Origin of the sequence: Polaromonas sp. (assembly GCF_039930745.1) — a bacterium.
GTDB lineage: Bacteria > Pseudomonadota > Gammaproteobacteria > Burkholderiales > Burkholderiaceae_C > Polaromonas.
On sequence record NZ_JBDTTH010000009.1, the window covers coordinates 31,444 to 57,742 of the forward strand.

At 62.9% G+C, this 26,299-nt stretch carries 28 protein-coding genes; 20 read left to right on the plus strand and 8 right to left on the minus strand.

What is annotated here, in order from left to right; genetic code table 11:
* Nucleotides 1–98: 98 nt before the first annotated feature.
* The 12 genes from ABI660_RS05275 to ABI660_RS05330 all read left to right on the plus strand — a co-directional run bounded on the left by ABI660_RS05275 (nucleotide 99) and on the right by ABI660_RS05330 (nucleotide 12,675).
* A complete protein-coding gene (locus ABI660_RS05275) occupies nucleotides 99–2,198 on the plus strand; it encodes a 3-hydroxyacyl-CoA dehydrogenase NAD-binding domain-containing protein (protein WP_348065674.1) in 2,100 nt (699 codons plus the stop codon).
* A gap of 15 nt (nucleotides 2,199–2,213) precedes the next feature.
* Nucleotides 2,214–3,389, plus strand: coding sequence for an acetyl-CoA C-acyltransferase (locus ABI660_RS05280; RefSeq protein WP_348065676.1), 1,176 nt, complete (start codon nucleotides 2,214–2,216; stop codon nucleotides 3,387–3,389).
* Between the two features lie 171 nt (nucleotides 3,390–3,560).
* Entirely contained in the window at nucleotides 3,561–3,788 is a 228-nt protein-coding gene (locus ABI660_RS05285) for a hypothetical protein (RefSeq protein ID WP_348065678.1), read from the plus strand.
* 15 nt (nucleotides 3,789–3,803) lie between these two features.
* Nucleotides 3,804–5,636, plus strand: coding sequence for an acyl-CoA dehydrogenase (locus tag ABI660_RS05290; protein WP_348065680.1), 1,833 nt, complete (start codon nucleotides 3,804–3,806; stop codon nucleotides 5,634–5,636).
* Nucleotides 5,636–5,866 (plus strand): hypothetical protein, encoded by a 231-nt coding sequence (locus ABI660_RS05295; protein ID WP_348065682.1) that lies wholly within the window; start codon nucleotides 5,636–5,638, stop codon nucleotides 5,864–5,866. Before ABI660_RS05290 ends, ABI660_RS05295 begins: the two co-directional genes overlap by 1 nt.
* Nucleotides 5,867–5,963: 97 nt before the next feature.
* Nucleotides 5,964–6,755 (plus strand): SDR family oxidoreductase, encoded by a 792-nt coding sequence (locus ABI660_RS05300; protein WP_348065684.1) that lies wholly within the window; start codon nucleotides 5,964–5,966, stop codon nucleotides 6,753–6,755.
* Nucleotides 6,756–6,896: 141 nt separating this feature from the next.
* Complete coding sequence (locus tag ABI660_RS05305) at nucleotides 6,897–7,328, plus strand: PaaI family thioesterase (RefSeq protein ID WP_348065686.1); 432 nt, start codon at nucleotides 6,897–6,899, stop codon at nucleotides 7,326–7,328.
* A 95-nt stretch (nucleotides 7,329–7,423) separates the two neighbouring features.
* The gene (locus ABI660_RS05310) at nucleotides 7,424–8,440 is read left to right on the plus strand and encodes an NADP-dependent oxidoreductase (RefSeq protein WP_348065688.1); all 1,017 of its coding nucleotides are present in this window, start codon (nucleotides 7,424–7,426) and stop codon (nucleotides 8,438–8,440) included.
* Between the two features lie 157 nt (nucleotides 8,441–8,597).
* Entirely contained in the window at nucleotides 8,598–10,325 is a 1,728-nt protein-coding gene (locus tag ABI660_RS05315) for an acyl-CoA dehydrogenase family protein (protein WP_348065690.1), read from the plus strand.
* Between the two features lie 30 nt (nucleotides 10,326–10,355).
* Nucleotides 10,356–11,309, plus strand: coding sequence for a glutathione S-transferase family protein (locus ABI660_RS05320; protein ID WP_348065692.1), 954 nt, complete (start codon nucleotides 10,356–10,358; stop codon nucleotides 11,307–11,309).
* Nucleotides 11,306–11,755, plus strand: a complete 450-nt coding sequence (locus tag ABI660_RS05325; RefSeq protein ID WP_348065694.1) for a GNAT family N-acetyltransferase — start codon at nucleotides 11,306–11,308, stop codon at nucleotides 11,753–11,755. Before ABI660_RS05320 ends, ABI660_RS05325 begins: the two co-directional genes overlap by 4 nt.
* A gap of 14 nt (nucleotides 11,756–11,769) precedes the next feature.
* The gene (locus ABI660_RS05330; RefSeq protein WP_348065696.1) at nucleotides 11,770–12,675 is read left to right on the plus strand and encodes an SDR family oxidoreductase; all 906 of its coding nucleotides are present in this window, start codon (nucleotides 11,770–11,772) and stop codon (nucleotides 12,673–12,675) included.
* A 15-nt stretch (nucleotides 12,676–12,690) separates the two neighbouring features.
* On the opposite strand, the gene ABI660_RS05335 is transcribed toward ABI660_RS05330, so the two are convergent.
* Nucleotides 12,691–13,188, minus strand: coding sequence for a rod shape-determining protein (locus tag ABI660_RS05335; protein ID WP_348065698.1), 498 nt, complete (start codon nucleotides 13,186–13,188; stop codon nucleotides 12,691–12,693).
* A 136-nt stretch (nucleotides 13,189–13,324) separates the two neighbouring features.
* On the opposite strand from ABI660_RS05335, the gene ABI660_RS05340 reads away from it, so the two are divergent.
* The 3 genes from ABI660_RS05340 to ABI660_RS05350 are packed head-to-tail and all read left to right on the plus strand — an operon-like array spanning nucleotide 13,325 to nucleotide 15,032.
* Nucleotides 13,325–14,239: an AraC family transcriptional regulator gene (locus tag ABI660_RS05340; protein WP_348065700.1), complete on the plus strand. Its 915-nt coding sequence runs from the start codon at nucleotides 13,325–13,327 to the stop codon at nucleotides 14,237–14,239.
* Nucleotides 14,218–14,577 carry a VOC family protein gene (locus ABI660_RS05345; protein ID WP_348065702.1) on the plus strand — a complete coding sequence of 120 codons (360 nt, stop codon included), beginning with the start codon at nucleotides 14,218–14,220 and terminating at the stop codon, nucleotides 14,575–14,577. Before ABI660_RS05340 ends, ABI660_RS05345 begins: the two co-directional genes overlap by 22 nt.
* A gap of 14 nt (nucleotides 14,578–14,591) precedes the next feature.
* Complete coding sequence (locus ABI660_RS05350) at nucleotides 14,592–15,032, plus strand: SRPBCC family protein (RefSeq protein ID WP_348065704.1); 441 nt, start codon at nucleotides 14,592–14,594, stop codon at nucleotides 15,030–15,032.
* On the opposite strand, the gene ABI660_RS05355 is transcribed toward ABI660_RS05350, so the two are convergent.
* On the minus strand, nucleotides 15,020–15,358 hold the full coding sequence (locus ABI660_RS05355; protein ID WP_348065706.1) for a DUF2917 domain-containing protein: 339 nt from the start codon (nucleotides 15,356–15,358) through the stop codon (nucleotides 15,020–15,022). The two genes, ABI660_RS05350 and ABI660_RS05355, sit on opposite strands and share 13 nt — an antisense overlap.
* A gap of 67 nt (nucleotides 15,359–15,425) precedes the next feature.
* Here ABI660_RS05355 and ABI660_RS05360 point away from each other — a divergent pair, with 67 nt between their 5' ends.
* The gene (locus tag ABI660_RS05360) at nucleotides 15,426–16,394 is read left to right on the plus strand and encodes a LysR substrate-binding domain-containing protein (protein WP_348065708.1); all 969 of its coding nucleotides are present in this window, start codon (nucleotides 15,426–15,428) and stop codon (nucleotides 16,392–16,394) included.
* A 31-nt stretch (nucleotides 16,395–16,425) separates the two neighbouring features.
* Here the strand turns inward: ABI660_RS05360 and ABI660_RS05365 are convergent, their stop codons facing one another.
* The 4 genes from ABI660_RS05365 to ABI660_RS05380 all read right to left on the minus strand — a co-directional run bounded on the left by ABI660_RS05365 (nucleotide 16,426) and on the right by ABI660_RS05380 (nucleotide 20,256).
* Nucleotides 16,426–16,896, minus strand: coding sequence for a DM13 domain-containing protein (locus tag ABI660_RS05365; protein WP_348065709.1), 471 nt, complete (start codon nucleotides 16,894–16,896; stop codon nucleotides 16,426–16,428).
* Nucleotides 16,897–16,912: 16 nt separating this feature from the next.
* Nucleotides 16,913–17,602 carry a DUF1223 domain-containing protein gene (locus ABI660_RS05370; RefSeq protein ID WP_348065711.1) on the minus strand — a complete coding sequence of 230 codons (690 nt, stop codon included), beginning with the start codon at nucleotides 17,600–17,602 and terminating at the stop codon, nucleotides 16,913–16,915.
* A gap of 155 nt (nucleotides 17,603–17,757) precedes the next feature.
* On the minus strand, nucleotides 17,758–18,270 hold the full coding sequence (locus tag ABI660_RS05375; protein ID WP_348065713.1) for a hypothetical protein: 513 nt from the start codon (nucleotides 18,268–18,270) through the stop codon (nucleotides 17,758–17,760).
* Nucleotides 18,271–18,384: 114 nt separating this feature from the next.
* The gene (locus ABI660_RS05380; protein WP_348065715.1) at nucleotides 18,385–20,256 is read right to left on the minus strand and encodes a monovalent cation:proton antiporter-2 (CPA2) family protein; all 1,872 of its coding nucleotides are present in this window, start codon (nucleotides 20,254–20,256) and stop codon (nucleotides 18,385–18,387) included.
* 122 nt (nucleotides 20,257–20,378) lie between these two features.
* Here ABI660_RS05380 and ABI660_RS05385 point away from each other — a divergent pair, with 122 nt between their 5' ends.
* The 4 genes from ABI660_RS05385 to ABI660_RS05400 all read left to right on the plus strand — a co-directional run bounded on the left by ABI660_RS05385 (nucleotide 20,379) and on the right by ABI660_RS05400 (nucleotide 24,781).
* A complete protein-coding gene (locus tag ABI660_RS05385; RefSeq protein ID WP_348065717.1) occupies nucleotides 20,379–22,745 on the plus strand; it encodes a Tex family protein in 2,367 nt (788 codons plus the stop codon).
* 150 nt (nucleotides 22,746–22,895) lie between these two features.
* Nucleotides 22,896–23,201 carry a type II toxin-antitoxin system Phd/YefM family antitoxin gene (locus ABI660_RS05390; protein ID WP_348065719.1) on the plus strand — a complete coding sequence of 102 codons (306 nt, stop codon included), beginning with the start codon at nucleotides 22,896–22,898 and terminating at the stop codon, nucleotides 23,199–23,201.
* The gene (locus ABI660_RS05395) at nucleotides 23,198–23,629 is read left to right on the plus strand and encodes a type II toxin-antitoxin system VapC family toxin (RefSeq protein ID WP_348065721.1); all 432 of its coding nucleotides are present in this window, start codon (nucleotides 23,198–23,200) and stop codon (nucleotides 23,627–23,629) included. The genes ABI660_RS05390 and ABI660_RS05395 overlap by 4 nt, the downstream gene beginning before the upstream one ends.
* A gap of 15 nt (nucleotides 23,630–23,644) precedes the next feature.
* Nucleotides 23,645–24,781, plus strand: a complete 1,137-nt coding sequence (locus ABI660_RS05400) for a phospholipase (RefSeq protein ID WP_348065723.1) — start codon at nucleotides 23,645–23,647, stop codon at nucleotides 24,779–24,781.
* Between the two features lie 71 nt (nucleotides 24,782–24,852).
* Here the strand turns inward: ABI660_RS05400 and ABI660_RS05405 are convergent, their stop codons facing one another.
* Both ABI660_RS05405 and ABI660_RS05410 read right to left on the minus strand, forming a co-directional pair.
* Nucleotides 24,853–25,095 carry a hypothetical protein gene (locus ABI660_RS05405; protein WP_348065725.1) on the minus strand — a complete coding sequence of 81 codons (243 nt, stop codon included), beginning with the start codon at nucleotides 25,093–25,095 and terminating at the stop codon, nucleotides 24,853–24,855.
* Nucleotides 25,096–25,149: 54 nt separating this feature from the next.
* The gene (locus ABI660_RS05410) at nucleotides 25,150–26,286 is read right to left on the minus strand and encodes an iron-containing alcohol dehydrogenase (protein ID WP_348065727.1); all 1,137 of its coding nucleotides are present in this window, start codon (nucleotides 26,284–26,286) and stop codon (nucleotides 25,150–25,152) included.
* Nucleotides 26,287–26,299 lie beyond the last annotated feature (13 nt).

Here is a 26,299-nt window from a genome sequence, read left to right on the forward strand (position 1 = left end):
GATAAAAGAACGGTCGTACTATTTTTTAGCTACTGACTGTCTGAAGATTCCGTTCCGGCCGGGCAAATGGCCGGGTAATACCCCATAAAGGAAAGCAAATGACAGCCAAATATGAAGTTCACGGCAGCGTCGCGGTGATCACCCTGGACAACCCGCCAGTCAATGGCCTGGGTCACGCCACCCGGTTGGGCATCACCGACGGCCTGCAAAAGGCCAATGCCGATGCGGCTGTCAAGTCGATTGTCATCACCGGTGCCGGCAAGGCTTTCTCGGGCGGTGCGGACATCAAGGAGTTCGGCTCGCCCAAGGCGCTGGCTGAACCCAACCTCCTGAGTGTGATTCTTGCCGTGGAGAATTCGGCCAAGCCCGTTGTGGCAGCTGTTCACTCCGTCTGCATGGGCGGAGGCCTCGAACTCTCATTGGGCTGTCACTACCGCATTGCCGCCCCCGGTTGCAATGTGGCGCTGCCTGAAGTCAAGCTTGGCCTGATTCCAGGCGCCGGCGGTACGCAGCGCCTGCCGCGTGCGCTGGGTGTGGAACCAGCGCTCAACATGATTGTCAGCGGAGAGCCGGTCAAGAGCGAACTGCTTGCCCAGATCCCCGGTCAGAAGCTGTTTGACAAGATGGCAGCCTCTGCCGAATCCCTCGCCGAAGAAGCATTGGCCTTCGCCCAGTCAGTGGCGGACACACGTCCCCTGCCGCTGGTGCGCAACCTGCCTTGCAAACACCCCAACGGCGACGCCTACTTCCAGTTCGCACGCAACATGGTCAAGGGCATGGCCAAAAACTTTCCCGCACCGGCCAAGTGCGTGGATGCGGTTGAATCCGCCACCAAGAAAAAATTCGACGAAGGCATGGCCTTCGAGCGCGAGATCTTCATCAACCTGATGTGGACGCCTGAGAGCAAGGCGCTGCGCCACATTTTTGCGGCTGAGCGCGCCGCGTCCAAGATTCCCGACGTGCCGGAAGACACGCCCAAGCGCGAGATCAAGTCCATCGCCGTTATCGGCGCCGGCACCATGGGCGGCGGCATTGCCATGAACTTCCTGAACGCGGGCATTCCCGTCAAGATGCTCGAGATGAAGCAGGAAGCACTCGACAAGGGCATTGCCACCATCCGCAAGAACTACGAAGCGCAGGTCAAAAAGGGCAAGCTCAAGCAGGACAAGTACGACCAGCGCATGGGCCTGCTCAGCACCACCCTGAGCTACGACGACCTGAAAGATGCCAACATGGTCATTGAGGCCGTGTTCGAGGAAATGGGCGTCAAGGAAAAAGTCTTCAAGGAACTCGACCGTGTGATGAAGCCCGGTGCCATCCTGGCTTCCAACACCTCCACGCTGGACGTCAACAAGATCGCATCGTTCACCAAGCGCCCACAGGACGTGGTGGGCATGCATTTCTTCAGCCCGGCCAACGTGATGAAGCTGCTGGAAGTGATTCGTGGCGAAAAAACCGCTAAAGACGTGCTGGCCACGGTGATGGCCGTCAGCAAGAAGATCAAGAAGACCGCCGTTGTGTCCGGTGTCTGCGACGGCTTCATTGGCAACCGCATGATTGAACAATACGGCCGCCAGGGCGGCTTCCTCCTCGACGAAGGCTGCACGCCCGCGCAGGTCGACAAGGCGATGGAGAAGTTCGGCATGGCCATGGGGCCGTTCCGCATGGGCGACTTGGCAGGCAACGACATTGGCTGGGCGATCCGCAAACGACGCTACCAGGAAAAGCCGGGCATGAAATACAGCAAGACCGCTGATTTGCTGTGCGAGAAGGGCCGCTTCGGCCAGAAAACCGGCGCGGGCTGGTACGACTACGTGCCCGGCAAGCGCGACGCCATTCCGAACGCCGAAGTGGTGAAGATGATTGAAGACCACCGCGCCTCGCTGGGCATCACACCGCGCAAGATCTCCGACGAAGAAATCGTTCATCGCCTGGTTTATTCGCTGGTCAACGAAGCGGCACACATTCTGGAAGAGGGCATTGCCTCCAAAGCCAGCGACATCGACATGGTGTACCTCATGGGTTATGGCTTCCCGATCTACCGCGGCGGCCCCATGAATTACGCCGACCAGGTGGGCCTGTTCAACGTGGTGCAGACCATGAAGCGTTTTGCCCAGAACCCGCTGGACGACGCCAAATTCTGGCAGCCAGCGCCCTTGCTGGCCAAACTCGCCGCCGAAGGCAAGACGTTCAATTAATTTCCGGAGATTCACATGACTTCAGCTGTAATCGTTTCCACCGCCCGCACCCCCCTGGCAAAAAGCTGGAAGGGTTCTTTCAACATGACCCACGGCGCCACCTTGGGCGGCCATGCGGTCGAACACGCCATCAAGCGCGCCGGCATCGAAGCCGGTGAGGTTGACGACGTCATCATGGGCTGCGCCAACCCCGAAGGCGCCACTGGCGCCAACATCGCGCGCCAGATCGCACTGCGCGCGGGCTGCCCCGTCACCGTGTCCGGCATGACCGTCAATCGTTTCTGCTCGTCCGGCCTGCAGACCATCGCCATGGCCGCCCAGCGCGTCATCGCCGGGGAAGCCGACATCTACGTTGCAGGCGGCGTGGAAAGCATCTCCTGCGTGCAGCAGGAAATGAACACCCACATGCTGGCCGATTCCTGGCTGGTCAAGAACAAACCCGAAATCTACTGGAACATGCTGCAGACGGCCGAGCAGGTGGCCAAGCGCTACGGCATCTCGCGCGAGCAGATGGACGAATACGGTGCTGCCAGCCAGCAAAAGGCCACAGCCGCGCTGGCTGCTGGCCTGTTTGATGCTGAGATCGCACCGATCACCGTCACCATGGGCGTCGCCGATGCCGTGATGGGCCTGACCACCAAACAGGTGACTGTCAGCAAGGATGAAGGCATCCGCGAAGGCACGACCAAGGAAGGCATCAGCGGTATCAAGCCGGCCATTCCCGGTGGCGTGATCTCGGCCGGCAATGCCAGCCAATTCTCCGACGGCGGCGGCGCCGTGGTGGTGATGGACGAAAAAGTGGCCGAGAAAAAAGGCCTGAAACCGCTGGGCCGTTTCCTCGGCTTTGCGGTGGCAGGCTGCGAGCCCGACGAAATGGGCATCGGCCCGGTCTATGCCATCCCCAAGGTGCTTGCGCGCCTGGGCCTGAAGGTCAGCGACATTGACCTGTGGGAGCTCAACGAAGCCTTTGCCGTGCAGGTGATCTATTGCCGCGACAAGCTGGGCATTCCAATGGACAAGCTCAACGTCAATGGCGGCGCGATTGCGGTGGGCCACCCCTATGGCGTGAGCGGCCAGCGCCTGACTGGCCATGCGCTGATCGAAGGCAAGCGCCGCGGCGCCAAACGTGTCTGCGTGACCATGTGTATTGGCGGCGGCATGGGTGCTGCCGGCATTTTTGAAGTGCTCTGAGCGCAGCCGTCCCGAACACCAGGACATGACCGGATGCGCCGCCTCCTGACCGCGGCCTGCTTCGTTCCCTGCATGTGCCTCGCGCAGGCGGCGCCCGGAGCCTGTGCCCAATTTGCAGGGGCCTGGTCGGGCACCTGGTCACAGGGCTCCTATGGGACACAGTGGATCCACGTGACTGAGGTATCCGAGGACTGCGTGGCCCGCATCGCCTACAGCCCTTACGCGGCCATGCCGTCGTCCACCGCCCTGGTGCCCATCAAAGCCGGCGTCATGCAGTTCACTTGCCATACCGGCACCGGCGGCACTTGCCGGCTGGAAATCCACGATGGCGAACTCCAGGTCACGTACACGGATCCTTCCGGCTTCGTGAACAACGGCATCTTCCGCAAGACCCACTGAAACACCTTTGACGCCATGAGCCTTCGTCCCACCCTGGATTTTCTGCTTTACCAATGGCTGCACGCCGAATCGCTGAACCAGCGGGAGCGTTTTGCCGATCACTCTCGCGAAACCTTTGACGCGGTGTTCGACACCTGCGAACGCATCGCGCGCGAAAAATTTGCGCCCTTCAACCGGTTGGTGGATACGCAGGAACCGCACTTCGACGGCGAACAAGTTATCCTGCCGCAGGCCACGCACGAAGCACACAAGGCCTACGCCGGCTCGGGCATGCTCAGCGCCGCGCAGGACTACGACGAAGGCGGCATGCAGTTGCCTTACACCATTGAGGCGGCGGCCAACTGCTTTTTCGCGATGGCCTCGGTCAGCATAGGCTCCAGCCTGCTGACCAAGGGCAATGCCAACTTGTTGCTGGTGCACGGCACGGAGGCGCAGAAAGAGGTGTTTGCGCGCAACGAGTTTGCCGGGCGCTTCTCGGGCACCATGTGCCTGTCCGAGCCGCAGGCCGGCTCCTCGCTGAGCGACATCACGACACGGGCCATGCCGGACGGCGCCGGGTCTGAAGCCGATCCGCTGGGACCGCGTTACCGCCTCAAGGGCAACAAGATGTGGATCTCCTCGGGTGAACATGAGCTCACGGAGAACATCATCCACCTCGTGCTGGCCAAGATTCCCGGCCCGGACGGCAAGCTGATCCCGGGGACACGCGGCATCTCGCTGTTTATCGTGCCCAAGAAAATGGTGGGTACCGATGGCCAGCTGACCGGTGAGCGCAATGATGTGGCCCTGGCCGGGTTGAACCACAAACTCGGCTGGCGCGGCACCACCAACACGCTGCTCAACTTCGGCGAGGGTAAATACCCGGTGGGAGGGGAAGCCGGCGCTGTGGGTTACCTGGTTGGCAAGCCGCACGAAGGCCTGCGCTGCATGTTTCACATGATGAACGAGGCACGCATTGGCGTCGGCACAGCCGCCGTCATGCTGGGCATGGCCGGTTACTACGCCTCATTGGACTACGCAAAAAACCGGCCGCAGGGCAGGCCGGTTGGTCTGGCAGGCAAGGACTCGGCGCAACCGCAGGTTCGCATCATCGAACACGCCGACGTCAAGCGCATGCTGCTGGCGCAAAAAGCTTATTGCGAAGGCGCGCTGGCGCTGGAGCTCTACTGCGCCCGCCTGGTGGATGAACAGCACACCGCCGAAGCCGGTGCGGCGGACGATGCCCGCCTGCTGCTGGAGGTACTCACACCAATCGCCAAAAGCTGGCCCAGCGAATGGTGCCTGGAGGCCAATTCACTGGCCATACAGATCCACGGCGGCTACGGCTACACGCGCGACTTTCCGGTTGAGCAGTACTGGCGCGATAACCGCCTGAACATGATCCACGAAGGCACCCACGGCATCCAGGCCACCGATCTGCTGGGCCGCAAGGTGTTGATGGAAGGCGGCAAAGGATTGCAATTGCTGGCAGCGCGCATCGACGCGACCATTGCCCGGGCCATCCAGGTCCCTGAGCTCGCCGCGCATGCAAACGCGCTGGCACAGGCGCTGCAACAGGTGGGAGCGGCCACCAAAGCAGCCTGGGCCACGGGCAAGCCGACCGACGCGCTGGCCAATGCGGTTCCTTACATGCAGGGCTTTGGTCACATGGTGCTGGCCTGGATCTGGCTCGACGTCGCCTTGGCCGCATTGCAGGCAGACGCTACGAAATCGACAGCCGTTACGGCAGGTAAGCTGGGGGCATTGCGCTACTTTTATCACTACGAATTGCCTAAAATCGATGCATGGCTGCAGGTGGTCGCAAGCCGCGACATGACCTGTGCCGACTTGCCGGAGGAGGCGTTCTGATGGGGTTTTTCAAGGAATCGGGCGGCACCACGTCGAACAAGGCAATTGCCCGCCTGCAGCAGCTGATCTGGGTGCTCATTTATGGCGGGCTGCTCACACTGGTGCTGGGCCTGTCGGTGCAGCGCACGCACAATCCGCTCGGCTGGTCCATGGTGGTGATCGGCGGCATTGTGGCCGCCATCGGCTTTTCGCTGATTTATGTCCGATCCCGCCTGACCCCCGGCGATTGACCCCTTTCCGTTCCCGGCCGTCCACCACGCGACAGCCGGCCGGCGTGCATTGCGCGACACTCATTTCCATCTTTAGCCCATCACAAGGAACCCGACCATGACCCGTACCATCCAGCAGCTGTTCGACCTCACCGGCAAGACCGCACTGGTCACCGGCGGTTCGCGCGGCCTGGGCGTGCAGCTGGCGCAGGCGCTGGGCGAAGCCGGCGCCAAAATCATGCTGAGCTCGCGCAAGGCCGAAGACCTCGAAGAGTCGGCCGCCACGCTGAAGGCTGCCGGCATCGCTGTTGACTGGATTGCCGCCGACTGCGCCAAGGAGGCAGACATCCGCATGCTCGCCGATGAAACCATCAAGCGCTTCGGCCACGTGGACATTCTGGTCAACAACGCCGGCGCCGCCTGGGGCGCACCCGCCGAAGACCACCCGGTGGAAGCCTGGGACAAGGTCATGAACCTGAACATCCGCGGCTACTTCATCCTCAGCCAGCACATCGCCAAGCAGAGCATGATTGCGCGTCGCTCGGGCCGCATCATCAATGTCGCCTCCATTGCGGGGCTGGGCGGCAACCCGCCCGAGATGACCACCGTGGCTTACAACACCTCCAAAGGTGCTGTCATCAACTTCACCCGCGCACTCGGCTGCGAATGGGGCAAGTACAACATCACCGTCAATGCCATCTGCCCGGGTTTCTTTCCGAGCAAGATGACCGTCGGAACGCTCAAGGCACTGGGCGAAGAGAAGCTTGCCGCTCACGCGCCGCTGCTGCGCCTGGGCGACGACGAAGACCTGAAGGGCCTGTGTGTGTTGTATGCATCGGATGCCGGCAAACACATTACGGCGCAGTGGCTGGCTGTAGACGGCGGCGTCTCCGCCGTAACCGGCGGCTAGTGTGGGCTACTGCGCAGGCGTGATGTGTCGTTGGGCGGTGCTCGGAATCCTCACGTACCTGAGTACGTTCCGGTTCCTGCGCTCCGTCCGCCTCGCCTGACGCCTGCTCGCTACACCCACGGAAGAAGTACCAGGAAACATATGAACTTTGGCGTCGAAATTCCTTTCGTCAACCACCTCGGCTTCGAGCTGATGCTGTTCGAGGGCGGGCATTCGCAGATTGACTACCTACCCAGGCCCGAGCACCTGAACTCGTTTCATGTCACGCATGGTGGGGCGCTGATGACCCTGCTCGACGTGGTCATGGCGACGGCTGCGCGGAGTGCCCGCCAGGAGATGGGGGTGGTGACCATCGAGATGAAAACCAGCTTCATGCAGCCAGCGCGCGGCAAGCTCAGCGGCAAGGGCCGGCTCATGCACAGCACGGCCACCATGGCTTTCACGGAAGGCACCGCATACGATGAGGACGGAAAGGCCTGCGCTCACGCCACCGGAACTTTCAAATACGTCAAGCGGCTGGCGGTCGGGTCGAAAGACGTGAACCCACTGAACACCGTCATCTCGACGGATTAGCATTTTTATAAGACAAATCGTGCTCTAGCCCTTATTCCACGGGCGCAAGCAGCTCTCAAATCAATAGCAAACCAATTACACTTCAGGAAACACCCATGCCAAAGAATCAACAGATCCTGCTGGACAACCGTCCCACGGGCGAAGCCGTCGCCAGTAACTTCAAGCTCACCAGCAGCGACACGCCGGCGCTGCAAGACGGCCAGGTGCTGGTGCGCCACCACTTCATGAGCCTGGACCCCTACATGCGCGGCCGCATGAACGACGCCAAGAGTTATGTCCAGCCGCAGGCGCTGGGCCAGGTGATGGGCGGCGGCACGGCCGGCGAAGTGGTCGAGTCGAAAAACGCCAAGTTTGCCGTCGGCGACAAGGTGGTCGGCATGGGCGGCTGGCAGGAATACAGCGTGGTTGATGCGAACCAGCCCGGCGCATTGCGCAAGGTAGACACCACCCATGTGCCGCTGTCGCACTACCTGGGTGCTGTCGGCATGCCGGGCGTGACCGCCTGGTACGGCCTGGTGAAAATCATCGAGCCCAAAGCCGGCCAGACCGTTGTGGTCAGCGCCGCCACCGGTGCCGTGGGCAGCGCTTTTGGCGCTCTGGCCAAAGCGCGCGGCTGCCGCGCGGTCGGTATTGCTGGCGGCGCCGAAAAATGCAAATACGCTGTGGAAGAACTCGGATTCGACGCCTGCATCGACTACAAGCAGCACAAGGACGCGGCTTCGCTCTCCGAGGCGCTCAAGGAAGCCTGTCCGGACGGTATTGACGGCTACTTCGAGAACGTGGGCGGCATGGTGCTCGACGCCGTGCTGACCCGCATGAACGCCTTCGGCCGCATTGCGCTGTGCGGCATGATTGCCGGCTACGACGGCCAGCCGCTGCCCCTGACCTACCCGCAGCTGATCCTGACGAACCGCCTGAAGATCGAAGGCTTCATCGTCAGCGAACACATGGAAGTCTGGCCCGAAGCCCTGAAAGAGCTGGGTACGCTGGTCGGCACGGGCAAGCTCAAGCCGCGCGAAACCGTTGCGCAAGGCATCGCCGCAGCCCCGGAAGCTTTCCTGGGTTTGCTCAAGGGAAAGAACTTCGGCAAACAGCTGGTCAAACTGGTCTGAGTATGTGGCCCCCACGGTCGCGCACTGCGTGTCGCTTCCTGCCCCCCGAGGGGGCCGCTGCGCCTGCGGCCCGGCAAAGCCGGTTCCGCGGCCCCGGCTGGTATGAAGAGTCCGTACGTTCGCGTACTGTGATCGGATTATGGCGAAAGGGAAAGTGATGAACGGCACCCACGATGTCTTCAATCAGCCCGCGCCGCTGGTCGACTACAACCTGTTCGAGACCAACCGGCCGCTGCGCGACGCACTGAAGTTCAATGCGCCGTCGCTGGCGACCGCAGAACTGTCGGCGCTCGGGGCCACGTTGGGCAGCGCGGACATGCAAACCCATGCGCGCCTGGCCAACACCCACACGCCGCAATTGCACAGCCACGACCGCTTTGGCCGGCGGATGGACCAGGTGGAGTTTCACCCGAGTTATCACGAGCTGATGAAGCTGGCCACCCGCACGGGACTGCACGGCACACCGTGGGGCAACCCTCACCCCAACCCTCTCCCAGGGGGAGAGGGAATAAATAAGCCTGGTGCATCTTCGCCCCCTCTCCCGCAGGGAGAGGACGGGGGTGAGGGGTCTTCCCCGCATGTGCTGCGCGCCGCCGGCTTCATGCTTTTCACCGAGCTCGAGCCTTCCACCCTCTGCCCGATTTCCATGACCTACGCAGTCACGCCGGCGCTGCGCAGCAATGCAGCCATCCATGCCGAGTGGGCACCCAAACTCACCAGCCGTGCTTACGACCCGGCGCTCAAGCTTTTCTCGGAAAAAGCCGGCGTCACCATGGGCATGGGCATGACCGAAAAGCAGGGTGGCTCTGACGTGCGCGCCAACACGACGCAGGCCGCGGCGAATGGCAGCGACGCCTGGGGCCCACGTTACCGCCTGACTGGTCACAAATGGTTTTTCTCGGCGCCCATGTGCGACGCCTTCCTGGTGCTGGCCCAAGCGCCAGCGGGCTTGAGCTGCTTTTTCCTGCCGCGCGTTCTGCCTGACGGCAGCCTCAACGCCATCCGCATCCAGCGGCTGAAGGACAAGCTGGGCAACAAGGCCAACGCCAGCTCCGAAGTCGAATTTGAAAACGCCACCGCCTGGCTGGTCGGCGAGGAAGGCCGCGGTGTGCCGCAAATCCTCGAGATGGGCACCATGACGCGGCTGGACTGCGCACTCGGCACCAGCGGCCTGATGCGCCAGGCCCTGAGCATTGCCTTGAACCACTGTGCCCAGCGCCAGGCCTTCGGCAAGCCGCTGATTGAGCAGCCCCTGATGCGCAATGTGCTGGCCGATCTGGCCCTGGAGTCCGAAGCGGCCACTGCGCTTTCCATCCGGCTGGCCCGCGCCTTTGACAACAGCGCCGACCCGCACGAACAGGCAATGGCGCGCCTGCTCACGCCAGTTGCCAAGTTCTGGATCTGCAAACGCGGCAGCCATTTTGCGCAGGAAGCCATGGAGTGCCTCGGTGGCAACGGCTACGTGGAGGAGGGCGGCGAAGGCATCATGGCCCGCATCTACCGCGAGATGCCGCTCAACTCCATCTGGGAAGGCGCCGGCAACATCATGGCGCTGGACCTGCTGCGCGCGCTGCGCAAAGCCGATGCAGGTGCTGCACTGGCGCGGGAACTGGCGCCGGCAAAAGGCGCCCATCCCGCGCTGGACCGCCTCGCTGCCGCATTGCCCACACGTGTGGAAGAAATGGCCACAGAAATGGAAGCCCGCCGGCTCGCGCAAGACGTGGCACTGGCGGTGCAGGCTGCGCTGCTTTACCAAAGCGCACCGGCCGCCGTGTTCAGCGCCTTCTGCGATTCCCGCCTCGCTGGCAACTGGGGCCAGGCTTTCGGCACCCTGGGTGCCGGTGCGGATTTTGATGCCTTGATCACCCGTGCGATGCCGCGCTGATGCGCCGACACCTTTTTTGAAAGAACCATCATGGCCGACCTGATTCTTCACCACTACCCGAACTCTCCGTTCTCTGAAAAAATCCGCCTGATCATGGGCTACAAACAACTCGCCTGGAAGTCGGTGGTCATTCCCGCCCTGATGCCCAAGCCAGATGTGGTGGCGCTTACCGGCGGCTACCGCAAGACGCCGTTCATGCAGGTCGGCGCTGACATTTTTTGCGACAGCGCGCTGATTTCCGACGTGCTCGAACACCTGCAGCCCACACCCTCCATCTACCCCGAGCCCGGCAAGGGCCTGGCGCGCACGCTGGCGCAGTGGGCCGACAGCACGCTGTTCTGGGCCGCCATGGCGCACAACCTCGGCCCCAAAGGCGCGACTCACATGTTTGCCGGCGGGCCACCCGAGGCGGCCCAGGCGTTTGGCGAAGACCGCAAGGCCATGAGCGCTGGCATGGTGCGTCTGCGTCCAGCCGATGCAGCCGCGGCCTACAAGTCTTACCTGAGGCGCCTGTCGGACATGCTGGACGACCAGCCTTTCCTGCTGGGCCAGGTGCCCTGCATTGCCGATTTTTCCGCCTACCACCCGCTTTGGTTTACACGTGTGCGCACGCCGGTGGTAGCCGATATCCTGCAGCTCACGCCCGCCGTGCTTGACTGGATGGACCGCATGCATGCCATCGGGCAGGGCAACATGGAAAAATTTGATTCTGCGCGCGCCATCGCCGTAGCTGCTGCGGCAGAACCCGCGCAGGTCGGTCACGGCCTGTTGCTCGACAGCACCTTCCAGGATGAGCACGGCATCCCTCTCGGCAGCCAGGTAAGCATCACCGCCGAGAGCTTCGGCCCGGAGCCCACTGAAGGCGAACTGACCGCGGCGACGCGTACCCACTACACACTCAGCCGCACTGACGAACGCGCAGGCACGGTTCACGTGCACTTCCCGCGCATCGGCTATGTCCTGAGAGCAGCTACGCCAGCATGAACATCGCGTGGCGGTTTGCAGCGTTTGATGCGCTGTCGGCCGCAGAACTTTATGAAGCCCTTCAACTTCGCACGGAAGCTTTCGTGATGGAGCAAGCCGGCATTTACCAGGACATGGACGGTTCGGACCACCTGGCCGTGCATGTTCTTGGCGTGTCTGATGGCCAGCTCGTGGCTTATGCACGCTGCTTTGCCGCTGGCGTGAAGTTTGCGGAAGCCAGCATAGGACGCGTCATCATCCGCCAGGTCCTGCGTGGAAGCGGCATGGGCCACGAGCTCATGCGCCAGGCCATCGCCTGCGTTTCCGGGCAGTGGGGGGTGCAGCCCATACGCATAGGCGCCCAGGCGCGACTTGAGAAATTTTATTTGCAGCATGGGTTTTCGAAAACCGGAGAGCCCTATATCGAAGACGGCATTCCGCATGTCGAGATGCTGCGCCCGATTTAATTCAGGAGTTATTGATGATCACGAATTTCAAAGGTAAAACCGCCGTTCTCACCGGTGCCGGGTCGGGTTTCGGCCTGGAGTGCGCACGCATTGGTGCAAAGCTCGGCATGAACCTGGTGCTGGCCGATGTGCAGCAGGACGCATTGGACAACGCTGCAGCAGAAATGACCGCAGCCGGTGCGCAGGTGCTGGCCTTTCGCCTTGACGTGTCGAAAGCCGCGGAGGTCGAAGCCCTGGGCGCAGCCGTGCTGGCCCGTTTCGGCGCGCCGCATTTTGTCTTCAACAATGCCGGCGTTGGGGCAGGGGGCCTGATCTGGGAGAACACCTTGAAAGACTGGGAGTGGGTCATCGGCGTCAACCTCATGGGCGTGGCGCACGGCGTGCGTGTCTTCACGCCCATGATGCTCGACGCTGCCAAAAAAGACCCGTCCTGGCAAGGCCACATCGTCAATACGGCCAGCATGGCCGGCCTGCTCAACGCGCCCAATATGGGCATCTACAACGTCAGCAAACATGCGGTGGTCAGCATGAGCGAGACCCTGTACCAGGACCTGGCACTGGTCACCGACCAAATCAGCGCCTCGGTGCTCTGCCCCTTCTTTGTTCCCACCGGCATCAGCCAGAGCCAGCGCAACCGGCCCGATGAACTGCCGGCAGCCAAGCCGACCAAAAGCCAGCTTGTTGGCCAAGCCATGAGCGACAAGGCGGTGGGCTCCGGCAAGGTGACTGCGGCCGATGTGGCGCAAAAAGTGTTCGATGCGGTGGCCGCCAACCAGTTTTATATCTACAGCCATCCCAAGGCCATCGGCTCGGTGCAGACGCGGCTGGAAGACATCCTGCAGGCGCGCAACCCGACCAATCCGTTTGCGCACAAGCCGGAGATCGGCGAGGAGCTCAAGAAGGCCCTGCGCGAGGCCTGAGAGCGCAGCGCCGCTCTAATCCAGCAGGCGTCCGGTTGAAGGCAAGCGGGTGAAGTGCACCTGCTCGTCCGTCAGTTCAGGGCCCTGCCACATCTTCACATCCGAAGCCCCCGCGCCCAACGCCATTTCCCGGAACGCCCGGATTTCCACTTGGGTGAAGCCACCGGCGGGGTCACCCAGCGGATGAAACACGACGCGCGGAGCCATCGCCAGCCAGTTGGACCCGGTCAGTTTGCGAATGAAAGCTTTCACGACCTGCTCACTGGCGGTGAAGTCTCCCACCATTGTGCGCGGATGCGCAAAAGGGTTGAGAACTTCTGCAAAAGGCGTGGCCCGGTGTAGTGAAGCCTCGGCGCCCACACCCAGGACTTGCGACTTTTTCTCGCCCCGCAAGACGGCGATTTCAGGCACTTCGGAAATGAAGGCGCCGGTCTTGACATTCCGTATCGTCAACCGGTCTGGCGACAGGCGCAGGTAAAGAGGGTGGCTGAAGAAGTCGAGCAGTTTGGGCATGAGCCGAATATAGCAAGCACCATCTTGCGCGCAGGCATACGTTTTCCTGGCCTGAGCGCCATCGCGCCGAAACTTCCATAATCTTCCTCATGGCACCGACGATTTCACTCTTTTCAGTCCGGGGGAAGAAGGGCTCATGCTGACCGCCACCGCACTGCAGTCCGGCCCCATCGAGGTGGTGGACTACCGCTGCAGCACGGGCCCCGATGCCCGGCCTTTCACCGAGGTGCACAGCGGCTACTCGGTGTCCTATGTGCGCAAGGGCAGCTTCAGCTACCGGGTGCGCGGAGAATGTTATGAGCTGGTGGCTGGCTCGGTGCTGGTGGGCCGTCCGGACGACGAGTTCATGTGCACGCACGACCACCATGTCTGCGGTGACGAATGCCTGGCCTTCCATCTTTCACCGGACTTTGTCGACCTGATCGGCGGCGACGCCAACACCTGGCGCACCGGCGGCCTGCCGCCTTTGCCCGAACTCATGGTGCTGGGCGAGCTGGCGCAGGCTGCGGCCTGCAAGCACAGCGATGTTGGCCTGGACGAAGCCGGTTTGTGGTTCGCCTCCCGTTTTGTGGAGGTGGTGGCAGGCCGCGAGCCAACGCCGCAGCGCGCCACTGCCAGAGACCGCCAGCGCGCAGTGGACGCGGCGATGTGGATCAACACTCATTCGCAGCAAGACATTGCCCTCGACCACGCCGCCCGCCAGGCGGGGCTGAGCCCGTTTCACTTCCTGCGGTTGTTCTCACGGGTGCTCGGCGTCTCACCGCACCAGTACCTGGTGCGCTCCCGGCTGCGCCACGCGGCGCGGCTGCTGGCCGATGGCGACCGGTTCGTCACCGATGTGGCGCTGGATGTCGGCTTTGCCGACCTCAGCAACTTCGTGCGCACCTTCCACCGCGCGGCCGGTATCTCGCCGCGCGTCTTCCGCCAGGCCGCGAGAAATGGCTTGAAAGAGCGCAAGATTCTCCAAGACCGCATGGCCGCGCTGCTCGATGATGACCGCTTGATCCACTCTTCAAGCAGGAAATCACCATGTACGACCACGTCGGAATAAAGGTCAAAGACCTCGCCGCCAGCATCCGTTTCTACGAAGCCGCACTCGCACCGCTGGGCCATGTGCTGGGCTCTCACGACGACAGTTACGCCGGCTTCGGCCCGGCCGACGCACCGGCCTTGTGGCTTTATGCGGCCAAGGCCGCGCAAGGCCCAGGTACTCACATCGCGTTCCGTGCGGCCAGCCACAAGGCGGTAGATGCCTTCTACAAGGCCGGACTGAAAGCCGGTGCCAGCGACAACGGCGGCCCCGGCCCACGCCCGGATTACAGCCCAGCCTATTACGCCGCCTTCCTGATCGACCCTGACGGCAACAATGTCGAAGCCGTCTGTCCCTGAAACCGGAAAACACCATGACCACGGTTTACAGGGAATTCATCGTCGAGGCCGGCGTGAACCAGGTGTGGGACGCGTTGCGCGACTTCGGCGCCGTGCACCGGCGCCTGGCGCCCGGCTTCGTGACCGACTGCCGGCTGGAAGAGGACACGCGCGTGGTGACCTTCGCCAGCGGCCTGGTGGCGCGTGAATTGCTGGTCGGCCTCGACGAGTCCGCCCGCCGCCTCTGCTATTCAGCGGTGGGCGGCAAGGCGACGCACCACCAGGCGTCGGCGCAGGTATTTGCCGAAGCTGAAGACCGGACGCGCTTTGTCTGGATCACCGACGTGTTGCCGGCCGAGCTGGCCGGATTTATTGACGCCATGATGGCGCAGGGCATCGAGGTGATGAAACACACCCTGGCCCACCGGATGCCGGCCGGTTCGGGCCGGCAAAACGATGCGCCTCAGGCGGGCTGAAGTGCAAACGTCACCTTGACGCCGGGGGCTGCCCGCGTTCGTCCGGCAGGGCGCGCCGCGGCAACCGCGGGTGCCACGACCAGGCTGAGGGAAGACGGCTCCATCGCGTAGATCAGCGCGCGGCGGTGTTCCGTGGTCAGGAAGCTTCCCCCGGCGTCCACCACGATATCGCGCGGATCATCATCGAGCGTGACCCACAGGCTGCCCTCGTGGCAGAGGATCTGCACGCCGGCGGCGTCGGACACGCTGAACATCGCCTGGTGGGCAAGGGTCAGGGCAAAGGGGCTTGAATCGGTCGGCATGGCAGGCCTCTCTTTCGGTTTCACATTCGGTATGGAAATGAATATACTGGCCGACCCCAGAGTGTTCAAACGTTCATTTGGAATCTTTCGCATGCCGCTACCGAATGTGAAGTCAGCATCCCCCCTGGTGCTCGCCCAGGGCATACGCCGCAGCGAACTGCCGCGGCTGGAGCTGCTTTACAGCTTTGAGGCGGCTGCGCGCAGCCTGAGCTTCACAGTCGCCGCCGCCGAACTGTTCCTGACGCAATCAGCCGTCAGCCGGCAGATCCAGCAACTCGAGGCAGACCTGGGCGTGCCGCTGTTTGAGCGCCGCCACCGCGCGCTGGTGCTCACGGATGCCGGCCGTGTCATGCACCGTGCCGTTGGCGATTGCCTGGAACGCCTGCGCGACGCCACCACCAGCGTGCGCACCACCACGGCGCTGCGGCAGGTGGCCATCACCACCACGCCCGGCTTTGCATCGCTGTGGCTGATTCCGCGCCTGTCCGGCTTTACAGCCACGCACCCGGGCGTGGACGTGCGGATTTCCGCCACACTGGAAGTGCTTGACATGGAGCGAAGCGGCATCGACGTGTCGGTCCGTTTGAGGACCATCGAGCATGCGCCGGGCCGTTCCCTGTTCGAGGAAACCGTCACACCGGTGTGCGCCCCCTCCTTGCTGAAGAACCGCGCCTTGCCTCTGAAAAAGCCGGCTGACCTGGCCAACCACACCTTGCTGGCGACCGACATGCCGCAGGGCCAGGCCCTGACGATGGACTGGGAACCCTGGTTCCGGGTGATGGGCCTGCCGGACCTGCGCATGAAAAACACCTTGCGGTTTTCGCAGTACTCCGATGTGGTGGCCGCCGCGGTGGCCGGGCAGGGCGTGGCGATTGGCCGCCTGCCGCTGCTGGCGGAACTGCTGCGCGACGGCAGGCTGGTGGCGCCGTTTAGCGGAGCCGCGTCGAGATTCGGCTACTTTGTGAACATGGCGCCGCGTTCGGCCAGCAACAGCGATGCGCAGGATTTCGTCCGCTGGCTGTTAGCGGAAGCCGAATCCGCGAAGATCGTCTGCGCCTGAGGCTGTCTGTTTGAGGCCGGTGCAGCAGCGGCTACCGGTACTTCGCTGCCGAGATGAACTCCGAAAAGGTCTCGCACCAGACCAGGACGGTGGTGTAGGCAGCGATATCCACGCCCTCCGGCACGGGCACGATGAAGTTCTCGAAAGTCTTGATATCGCCGACACGTGCGGACCGGGCCTTGAGTTTGAGGAACTGGGCTTCGTTTTCAACAAACTCCGGCACCAGGTACAGCTTGTAGTCCGGGCCGGGCGCGATCTTGCCCATCAATGCAATGGTTTGTTTGCCTACCGAAACTTCACCCTCACCCCAGTGCAGCAGGTCGCTGCCCTGGAGGTCACGGCGAAAATTCCCCTTGAACTCCGAACTGCCCGCAATCGCCATGATGCTGGCGAGCGAAGGTGTTTGAGGTGCTGTCAGGATAGGCAGCAGGTAAATGCCCAGCAAAAATCCCAGCAGTAAAACTACCGCATGGGAGCTGGCCAGGAACAGTATCTTCTTCATGCGACTGACCGTTGGGTCAGGCGGCGCATTGCAGGCTCAGCGCCTGCAGGGTTTTTCCGCTGGACGGTTCAAACACCACCAGATTGACCTGGCGCTCGTGGCCGGGCGTGGCGGCAATGCTGCGAAAGGTCAGTTTTTTCGGAGCGGCATCAGCGCTTCTGTAGTCGCCAGCCTGGGTGTATTGCCGCACCACGAAATCGTGTTTCAGGAATTCACCGGCATTTTCGCCAGCCTTCACTTTCGAGGTGTGGCCGTGCTCGGTGACTGTCCAGTAGGCAGCCCACGCCGGCACCGGTGCCGCCGCGTTGACTGGCGTGACCATGGCTTCGAACTGATCTGCTGCCAGTTGCCTGAGCTCAATGCGGATCTGGGAGGCTTCCTTCCGGCCGCTGATGAGGTGTTCCGCACCGCGCCATTGGGGCCAGTCGCGGCCATTGACGACCACCTGCGGCGTGTAAATGCTTCGTAGCCGGTTCCTGCCGGCAACTTCGCGCTGGCGCGTGGTATGCGCAGGCGCGGCGAAGCGGTCCACCCAGCCGATGTAGTCCCAGTAGCCCACATGAAAGGCCTGGACCACCAAGTCTTTGCCTTTGAGGGCTGAGGCCCACTGGTCGGCGGGCGGGCAGGAGCTGCAGCCTTCGGAGGTGTACAGCTCCAGCACCGGCGTCACCAATGGGCCGGAACTGGTGGCGCACTGGTTTTGCATGCCAAATGTGGCTGTAGCCCCCGCCAGTAAAGCGCAGGAAGCTATGAATTTGGAAGCGTGTGTAGCCATGGCAGGGTCCTCGTGAAACGGTAACCCCTGTTGGTCGTGCGGCAGCGCCGCTTCTTACACGGCAGTCCAGGCCTGTGAAGCAGGGTTCACAGCAAGGAAGGCGTGTCCACACGTGCTGGCCGGACAGCATCGCGGCTGTCCAGGCGGTCTTCCAGTTCCCCGATGTAGGCAGCCAGCGTGTTGCCGGACTGGTCGATTTTGGCCACCAGCGCGTCCTGCGTCTGGGCCAGGCGCTCGGCCAGCACCGTGGCATGCGCGGCTTCGCGTTGCTGGGCGTTTTGTGCCTGGACTTCCAGGTAATGGCGCAGCTCGGTAAAACGTGAAGCTTCGGCTCTGTCGGCGAGCTCGCGCTGGGTGGCCAGCGCACGGGTGGACTGGCGCATTTCGAGCAGGTGGGTACTCTGGATGTAGAGCGTGGTGGCCAGGAACACCAGCAACACCGCCACCAGCAGCACCAGCATGACCATGCCCAGCGGCGCCTGCACCGTGGTGACGCCCAGGCTCAACATGGAAGGGCGGGAGAATTCATCCATGTTCAGCGCTGCAAAGCCAGCCATGAGGGCAATGGAAACAATCAGCAAAATGGTTCGGATACGCATGGTCGGCTCCAGGAAATGAAGCTTTCATCATGGCCATCGCTGCCGGCGCTGTATGTAGGAAAAAAGCCTCTCCGCGCGAGCGCCTAAGGGCTGGATCAGTCGGTCTCAGCCGGGTTAACCCGGTTTTCCCGCGCCGGCCGGCTCCGGCGCGCTGGATGCAGCGGCAGCAACCGGCTCCAGGGCTTCGGCCGCCTCTTCATTGAGCGCCTTGCCGGTTTGCCTGGGCCGTGTCAGCGGGGTCGGGGTCCAGCGCCCGCCATGCATCAGGTCAATGCCGCTGCTGATGTCGCCGCACAGCTGCAACTGCAGGCGTTCAGCATCGCGGCGGCGGATGTCTTCGGCAATTTCAACCACTTCGGTCTCTTCCACGCCCAGGCGACGCAGTGCTTCGCTGCTGAAAACCATGGCCGACTCCAGGGTTTCACGCAACTGGTAGTCCACACCACTGCGGATCAATTCGATCGCGTGCTGGCGGTCATAAGCACGCGCCAGCACCGGCGTCAACGGAAATTCATGCTTGGCCAGTTCCACGATGCGGCTGGTGGCTTCCTTTTTGTCAACGCAGACCAATATGGCACGCGCATGGCCGGCGCCGCTGGCATGCAGCACGTCCAGGCGCGTGCCGTCGCCGTAATACACCTTGAAGCCGAACTGTGCGGCCGCGCGGATCATGTCGGTGTCGTTTTCGATGATGGCAATGTCGATGCCGCGCGCCAGCAGCGACTGGCTGGCAATCTGGCCGAAGCGGCCGAAGCCGATGATGAGCACGCTGCCCTTGAGGCCATCGGTTTCTTCCACGCGCTCCACACCGTGCATGTCCTGCTCGGGCTTGTCCGGCAGGAACCAGCGCAGCGCAAACACCGCGAGCGGCGTCAGCGCCATCGAGATGATGATGGCGGCCGTCAGGATGGCATTGACATTGGCTTCCACAATGCCGGCCGCCGCCGCCGCCGAATACAGCACGAAGGCGAACTCGCCGCCTTGGGCCATCATGGCGGTGCGTTGCAAGGCGTCGCCATGGTTTGACTTGGTGATGCGGGCCACCGTGTAAATGCCAACCCCCTTGAGCGCCATGTAGGCCAACACACCGCCAAGGATGAGCGGCCAGTCGGCCAGCACCAGCGGAACGTCCAGCGACATGCCCACGCCCATGAAAAACAGGCCCAGCAAAATGCCGCGGAAGGGTTCGATGTCGGCCTCGAGCTGGTGGCGGAAGGTCGATTCGGACAACATCACGCCGGCGGCGAAGGCGCCCATTGCCATGGACAGCCCGCCCCATTGCATGGCCAATGCCGAGCCGAGCACTACCAGCAGGGCCGCGGCCGTCATGACTTCACGCGCCTTGGCCCGCGCCAGCACGCGAAACAGCGGGTTGAGCAGCCAGCGGCTGACCGCCACCAGGCCAATGATGGCAGCCAGCGCCACGCCGATGCTGACCCAGCGCGACACGCCGGCGCTGGCATCAGGCGCCAGGAAAGCCACAACGGCCAGCAGCGGAACAATCGCCAGGTCTTCCAGCAGCAGGATGGACACCATGCGCTGGCCGCGCGGTGTCGAGGTGTCGCCGCGTTCCTCGAGCAACTGCATCACGATGGCCGTGGACGACAGCACAAAACCCATGGCGGCAATAAAGGCCACCACCGGCTTCAGCCCGGCGCCCATGCCCAGCGCCGTGAGCAGGGCGCCGCAGACCACCACCTGCAGCAGGCCCAGGCCGAAGATCTGGCGCCGCAGTGTCCACAGGCGGGTCGGCTGCATCTCCAGCCCGATGACAAAGAGAAACATCACCACGCCGAGTTCGGCCAGGTGCAGGATGGTTCCGGCTTCGCTGAACAGGCCCATGCCGAAAGGGCCAATGGCCAGCCCGGCGGCCAGGTAACCCAGCACGGAACCCAGGCCCAGGCGTTTGAAAAGCGGCACGGCCAGCACGCCGGCGGCCAGCAAAACCACCACCTTGACGAGCTCACTGCCCTGTTCAACTGCCATGAGACTCCTGTGTGCCGGTTTGATGAGGGGGGAGGAGAGATGTTAGCGGAGTTTTTGGCCGCGGGGCGGCAGATGCGGTGTGGCACACTCGCCCACTTTCTCCAGTGCAATTTCAGAAATACATGCAAAAAATCATTCGCCAGATCGCGGCAGAAATCAAGGTTCAGGAACACCAGGTCAAAACCGCCGTGGAACTGCTCGACGGCGGCGCCACCGTGCCGTTTATCGCGCGTTACCGCAAGGAAGTCACCGGCGGGCTGGACGACATCCAGCTGCGCGAGCTCGAATTCCGCCTCGGCTACCTGCGCGAGCTGCAGGAGCGGCGCGAATCGGTGCTCAAGAGCATCGAAGAGCAGGGCAAGCTGACCCCTGAGCTGCGCGCCGCCATTGAAGCAGCGCCAACCAAGCAGGAACTTGAAGACCTGTACCTGCCCTTCAAGCAGAAGCGCCGCACCAAGGGACAGATTGCCCGTGAAGCGGGTATCGAGCCACTGGCCGACAAGCTGTTTGCCAACCCGGCACTGGTGCCGGCGGACGAAGCCGCCGCTTTTGTCAAAACCGAGAAAAGCGAGAACGGCGACGATTTCACGACGGTGCAAGCCGTGCTTGACGGTGTGCGCGACATTCTTTCCGAGCGCTGGGCCGAAGACGCCGTGCTGCTGCAAATGCTGCGCCAGTGGCTCTGGAGCGAAGGCCTGCTGTCATCCAAGCTGGTCAGCGGCAAGGACGAAAACAACGCCGACAACAGCAAGTTCCGCGACTACTTCGACTACGACGAACTGATTGGCCGCGTGCCTTCGCACCGCGCGCTGGCGGTATTCCGCGGCCGCGGGCTGGAGATTCTTGACGCCAAGCTGGTGCTGCCCGAAATCCCCGAGCCTGGCAAACCCAGCATTGCGGAAGGAAAAATCGCTGTACACCTCGGCTGGAGCCACAAGGGCAGGGCGGCCGACGATCTGCTGCGCAAATGTGTGGCCTGGACCTGGAAGGTCAAGCTCAGCCTGTCGATCGAGCGCGACCTGTTCAGCCGCCTGCGTGAAGAGGCCGAGAAAGTCGCGATCAAGGTGTTTGCCGACAACCTGCGCGATTTGCTGCTGGCCGCGCCGGCTGGCCCGCGCGTGGTGATGGGCCTGGACCCCGGCATCCGCACCGGCGTCAAGGTCGCGGTGGTGGACGCCACCGGCAAGCTGGTCGAAACATCGACGGTGTACCCGCACGAGCCGCGCAAGGACTGGGAAGGCTCACTGCACACGTTGGCCAAGCTCTGTGAGAAACACGGCGTCAATCTGGTCGCCATCGGCAACGGCACGGCCAGCCGCGAAACCGACAAACTCGCGGCCGACCTGATCAAGGGCATGGCCAAGGTGGAGCAGGCGATCGAGAAAGTGGTCGTCAGCGAAGCCGGTGCTTCCGTGTATTCCGCCAGCGAATTTGCCAGCCAGGAAATGCCCGACGTGGACGTGAGCTTGCGCGGTGCCGCCAGCATTGCGCGGCGGCTGCAGGACCCGCTGGCCGAGCTCGTCAAGATTGACCCGAAGTCCATTGGCGTCGGCCAATACCAGCACGACGTGAACCAGAGCGACCTGATGCGCAGCCTGGACACTGTCGTAGAGGACTGCGTGAACAGCGTCGGCGTGGACCTCAACACCGCCAGCGTGCCGCTGCTAGCGCGGGTCTCCGGCTTGAGCAACACCGTAGCCAAGGCCGTGGTGCGCTGGCGTGACGCCAACGGCGCGTTCGCTTCCCGGGCTGATTTGCTGAAAGTCAACGGCCTGGGTGCCAAGACTTTCGAGCAGAGTGCCGGCTTTTTGCGCCTGCGCTCTGGCAGCAACCCGCTGGACATGACAGGCGTGCACCCCGAGACCTACCCGGTGGTTGAAAAAATCATGGCACACACCGGCAAGCCGGTGGCCGAGTTGATGGGGCGCGCTGACATGCTCAAGACGCTCAAGCCCGAGCTGTTTGCCAACGAGCAGTTCGGCGTGATCACCGTGAAAGACATCCTCGCCGAACTCGAAAAACCCGGCCGCGACCCGCGCCCCGACTTCAAGGTGGCGCGCTTCAACGACGGCGTGGAAGACATCAAGGATTTGAAGGAAGGCATGACCTTGGAAGGCACGGTCAGCAACGTGGCTGCTTTCGGCGCCTTCATCGACATCGGCGTGCACCAGGACGGCCTGGTGCATGTGAGCCAACTGTCCAACAAGTTCGTCACCGACGCGCGCGAAGTCGTGAAAACCGGCGACATCGTCAAAGTGCGCGTGACCGAGGTGGACGTGGCGCGCAAACGCATTGGGCTGACCATGAAGCTGGACGCCGCGCCGGCGCAACGCGATGGTCCGCGCGACAACCGGTTTGAAGGCGCCCGGCCGGGACAGGGTCAAAACCGCGGCGGCAACTACGGTGGCGGGCAGGGCCGGGCGCCGCAGCCGGCGGCATCAACGGCCATGGAATCGGCCTTCAGCAAGCTGGCGGGGCTCAAGAAATAGGCGGGTGGCGGAAATCAAGCACGAAATCTGCCTCTGGCCCTTGCTGGGCTTGCACTGGCAGCTATCAATAAGAGAGTAATTTTGGCAGTTGCAGGGGTTTCAAGCTTATAATCTAGACAGTCTAGCCAGATTTTTAATGCCGGAGGTCCCATGCAAGCATCCCTTACACCGAAGATCACCGATACCCAACTTCCACAGTGGCAGCTCCAGGAAGCCAAAAACCGCTTCAGCGCCGTCGTCAAGGCCGCAGCCAGTGGCCCGGCGCAAGTCGTCACAGTGCATGGTGTGCCCGCCGCCGTTGTCATGTCACCGGAAGCCTATGAGCGTCTCGTGGCGGTTGCGGCACCGGCGCAAAGCCTGTCCCAAGCACTGCGCTGTCCTGAACTGGACGCTGCCGACGAGGCGCTGTTCGAGCGCAATCGCACGGTCAACCCGGCGCGCGAGCTGGGCTTGTGAACGCCTTGCTCGACACCTGCGTGCTGTCCGAGTACGCCAAACGCGAACCGCACGCCGGCGTCATCGCCTGGCTGGACGCGCAGACCGAGTCCGGCCTGTTTATCAGCGCCTTGAGCCTGGCCGAAATTGAAAAAGGTATTTTCAAACTCGCGGCCAAAGATGGAAGCGCCGCGCGCGCCGCGCACCTGGCTGAATGGCTGGGCAAGCTGACGGATCGCTTTGCCGCGCGCACCTTGCATCTGGACGCGGCCGTTTGGCGCGTCTGGGCACAGCAGTCTGCCCAGGCCGAGCTGGAAGGGCAGCCGATCTCTCCTCTCGATGGCTTGCTCATGGCCACAGCCCAATGCCACGGCCTGACCGTGGTGACACGCAACGTAGCGGACTTTGCGGGGTATCCGCAGCTGTTTAACCCGTGGGCGTTGACCTGAGATGAGCGTTTCATCATGAAAGCCCTCCGCATTTACGCCGGACCCAAGGCGCGCCACCATATTGAACAGCACGGCCTGAACCCGCAGGACGTGCGCGTGGTGCCAGGCGCCGCAGGCGGCCCCAAGGGCCTGGTGCTGGGGCCGCTGGACCGCTTCATCTTTGGCGACTGGCTGGCGAGCAGCCAGCAAGAGGTGCATCTGGTCGGTGCCTCCATAGGCGCGTGGCGCATGGCCACCGCTTGCCTTGATGATCCGATTGCCGCCTTTCAGCGCCTGGAGAACGACTACATCCAGCAGCACATCGCCGCGCCACCCGGCAAGAAGCTGCCGCCCGCGCAGCTGGTCAGCGAGCAGTTCGGCCAGAGCCTGAAAGACTTTTACGGCGGCCGGGTGCAGCAGGTGCTGCAGCACCCACGCTACCGTTTGCACATCGTCACTTCGCGCGGGCGCCACATGCTGCGACGCGAGCATCGCATAGGCACACCCATGGGTTACCTCGGTGCCTTCCTGACCAACACCATGCACCGCAAGGCCATGGGTGCCTGGCTGGAGCGGGTGGTGTTTTCAAGCCAGGACGCAGCGCTTCCCTTTGCCACCGGCGACTACCGCACGCGCCAGCTGGCGCTGACCGAAGCCAACTTCAACCCGGCGCTGCAGGCCAGCTGCTCCATCCCCTTCATGCTCCAGGCGGTGCACAACATTCCCGGCGCCCCACCCGGCGCCTACTGGGACGGCGGCATCACCGATTACCACCTGCATCTCAACTATGCTTCTGAATTGATAGCTGGCGGCGCAGAGGGGACGGGGGCTGGAGGCACTTTTGACCCTCAAAACAAGGTTTTACCCGGCCTGGTGCTCTACCCACACTTCCAGAAAGCCGTCGTGCCCGGCTGGCTCGACAAAGGCCTGAAATGGCGGCATGGCGCCACGCACTTCCTGGACAACATGGTGCTGCTTGCACCCAACACCGAGTGGATCAAGACCCTGCCCAACGGCAAGCTGCCCGACCGCAACGACTTCGTGCACTACAGCAGGGACCCGCAAGGCCGCATGAAAGTCTGGAACGCGGCCGTGGCGGCGAGCCGGCAGCTGGCTGAGGAGTTTCAGGGGTGGCTGGAGAAGCCGGACTTGGGGCGTATCGAAGCGCTGTGACACCTGTGCAGTCCCGCTAAATCGGAGAAACTCGGCCCAGGCCTGAGAGATCTGGATGCCGGTCCTCAAGTCTATTTTGTGTTTTTCTTGCGGCGAAGGTATCGATACCCCGGTGCAAAAAGTGTTTCCACAATCAAAACGCCTGTCACGATTGCCAGTCCCCAGTAGTATTTCTCGGATACTGGAAGATGCTCGCGAGGAAAATAATAGGCACTGATGCCCTCGCCGATACGGCCGGCCAGAATAAAGGCAGCACATGCCGTAGCAGCAACCAGCGTTGCAAGCCGATACAGCCAGGGAATGCGGGTACGCATCAATAATCTCGGTTCAGCAACTACGCGCCCCAAGGCGCAATTGGAATTTGAGCGTCACAGCGAATCTCCCAGCATCCCCTCGTACTCCTCCGCCGTCGCAATCCGCGGATTGGTCTTGTGGCAATGGTCGGCCATTGCGCCCTTGATGATGTCGGGAAACTGATCGCGCGTCACCCCCATGGCGGCCAGGCCGGTGGGCAGGCCGAGGCGGGCATTCATGTCGCGCACGGCTTCGGCGACATCGCTGCCGGCCGCCAGGCCCATGGCGTGCGCCATGCGCTCCAGCCGCTTTTCCTTTTGAATCGATTCGGCGCCGGCGTTGAATCGGATCACTGCCGGCAAAAACATCGCGTTGAGTGAGCCGTGGTGCAGGCGCGGGTCGACGCCGCCCAGGCTATGGCTCAGGCTGTGCACGCAACCCAGTCCTTTCTGGAAAGCCATCGCGCCCTGCATGGACGCGCTCATCATGTTGAGCCGGGCTTCGCGGTCGCTGCCGTCTTTGGTGGCGCGTTCGATATTGGCCCAGCCGCGCTGCAGGCCGTCGAGGGCGATGCCGTCAGCCGGCGGGTTGAAGGCGGGCGCCATGAAGGTTTCCATGCAGTGCGCTATTGCGTCCATGCCCGTAGCGGCGGTCAGCTTGGCGGGCAGACCCAGGGTCAACTCGGGGTCGCAGATCGCGGTTCTGGGCACGATGTGCCAGGAATGGAAACCGAGCTTGCGGTGGTCATCCACGATGATGATGGCCCCGCGTGCGACTTCGCTGCCTGTGCCGCTGGTGGTCGGCACGGCAATCAGCGGCGCAACGCGGTCGGTGATCTTGAGCGAGCCGCCCTCGATGGTGGCGTAGGTGGTCAGAGGGCCTTCGTGCGTGGCGGCAATCGCCACACCCTTGGCGCAGTCGATGGCCGAACCTCCGCCGACGGCAATCAGACCGTCGCAGTTGTTGGCCTTGTACATGGCGGCTGCAGCGCGCACAGCTGCTTCGGTCGGGTTGGACGGCGTTTCGTCGAACACGGTGACGGGCATGCCGGGCAGGGCGTCGAGTGCTTTTTGCAGCACGCCGGCCGCCTTGACGCCGGCGTCAGTGACGATCAGCGGCTTGGTGATGCCGACGCGTTCACACTCCTGCTTGAGCAGCTTGACCGCGCCGTAGTCGAACTGGATCTGGGTGACGTAATAAATGAAGGCCATGGTGAGGTGTCTC

Excerpts from the sequence above, each read along its gene's own strand:
- ABI660_RS05380 (WP_348065715.1), bottom strand. The coding sequence starts at position 20,256 with ATGGCAGTTGAACAGGGCAGTGAGCTCGTCAAGGTGGTGGTTTTGCTG.
- ABI660_RS05290 (WP_348065680.1), top strand. The coding sequence starts at position 3,804 with ATGAGCCTTCGTCCCACCCTGGATTTTCTGCTTTACCAATGGCTGCAC.
- ABI660_RS05320 (WP_348065692.1), top strand. The coding sequence starts at position 10,356 with ATGGCCGACCTGATTCTTCACCACTACCCGAACTCTCCGTTCTCTGAA.
- ABI660_RS05315 (WP_348065690.1), top strand. The coding sequence starts at position 8,598 with ATGAACGGCACCCACGATGTCTTCAATCAGCCCGCGCCGCTGGTCGAC.
- ABI660_RS05350 (WP_348065704.1), top strand. The coding sequence starts at position 14,592 with ATGACCACGGTTTACAGGGAATTCATCGTCGAGGCCGGCGTGAACCAG.
- ABI660_RS05370 (WP_348065711.1), bottom strand. The coding sequence starts at position 17,602 with ATGCAAAACCAGTGCGCCACCAGTTCCGGCCCATTGGTGACGCCGGTG.
- ABI660_RS05280 (WP_348065676.1), top strand. The coding sequence starts at position 2,214 with ATGACTTCAGCTGTAATCGTTTCCACCGCCCGCACCCCCCTGGCAAAA.
- ABI660_RS05360 (WP_348065708.1), top strand. The coding sequence starts at position 15,426 with ATGCCGCTACCGAATGTGAAGTCAGCATCCCCCCTGGTGCTCGCCCAG.
- ABI660_RS05390 (WP_348065719.1), top strand. The coding sequence starts at position 22,896 with ATGCAAGCATCCCTTACACCGAAGATCACCGATACCCAACTTCCACAG.
- ABI660_RS05410 (WP_348065727.1), bottom strand. The coding sequence starts at position 26,286 with ATGGCCTTCATTTATTACGTCACCCAGATCCAGTTCGACTACGGCGCG.
- ABI660_RS05365 (WP_348065709.1), bottom strand. The coding sequence starts at position 16,896 with ATGAAGAAGATACTGTTCCTGGCCAGCTCCCATGCGGTAGTTTTACTG.
- ABI660_RS05400 (WP_348065723.1), top strand. The coding sequence starts at position 23,645 with ATGAAAGCCCTCCGCATTTACGCCGGACCCAAGGCGCGCCACCATATT.
- ABI660_RS05325 (WP_348065694.1), top strand. The coding sequence starts at position 11,306 with ATGAACATCGCGTGGCGGTTTGCAGCGTTTGATGCGCTGTCGGCCGCA.
- ABI660_RS05335 (WP_348065698.1), bottom strand. The coding sequence starts at position 13,188 with ATGCCCAAACTGCTCGACTTCTTCAGCCACCCTCTTTACCTGCGCCTG.
- ABI660_RS05305 (WP_348065686.1), top strand. The coding sequence starts at position 6,897 with ATGAACTTTGGCGTCGAAATTCCTTTCGTCAACCACCTCGGCTTCGAG.
- ABI660_RS05310 (WP_348065688.1), top strand. The coding sequence starts at position 7,424 with ATGCCAAAGAATCAACAGATCCTGCTGGACAACCGTCCCACGGGCGAA.
- ABI660_RS05330 (WP_348065696.1), top strand. The coding sequence starts at position 11,770 with ATGATCACGAATTTCAAAGGTAAAACCGCCGTTCTCACCGGTGCCGGG.
- ABI660_RS05385 (WP_348065717.1), top strand. The coding sequence starts at position 20,379 with ATGCAAAAAATCATTCGCCAGATCGCGGCAGAAATCAAGGTTCAGGAA.
- ABI660_RS05405 (WP_348065725.1), bottom strand. The coding sequence starts at position 25,095 with ATGCGTACCCGCATTCCCTGGCTGTATCGGCTTGCAACGCTGGTTGCT.
- ABI660_RS05340 (WP_348065700.1), top strand. The coding sequence starts at position 13,325 with ATGCTGACCGCCACCGCACTGCAGTCCGGCCCCATCGAGGTGGTGGAC.
- ABI660_RS05295 (WP_348065682.1), top strand. The coding sequence starts at position 5,636 with ATGGGGTTTTTCAAGGAATCGGGCGGCACCACGTCGAACAAGGCAATT.
- ABI660_RS05375 (WP_348065713.1), bottom strand. The coding sequence starts at position 18,270 with ATGCGTATCCGAACCATTTTGCTGATTGTTTCCATTGCCCTCATGGCT.
- ABI660_RS05345 (WP_348065702.1), top strand. The coding sequence starts at position 14,218 with ATGTACGACCACGTCGGAATAAAGGTCAAAGACCTCGCCGCCAGCATC.
- ABI660_RS05275 (WP_348065674.1), top strand. The coding sequence starts at position 99 with ATGACAGCCAAATATGAAGTTCACGGCAGCGTCGCGGTGATCACCCTG.
- ABI660_RS05300 (WP_348065684.1), top strand. The coding sequence starts at position 5,964 with ATGACCCGTACCATCCAGCAGCTGTTCGACCTCACCGGCAAGACCGCA.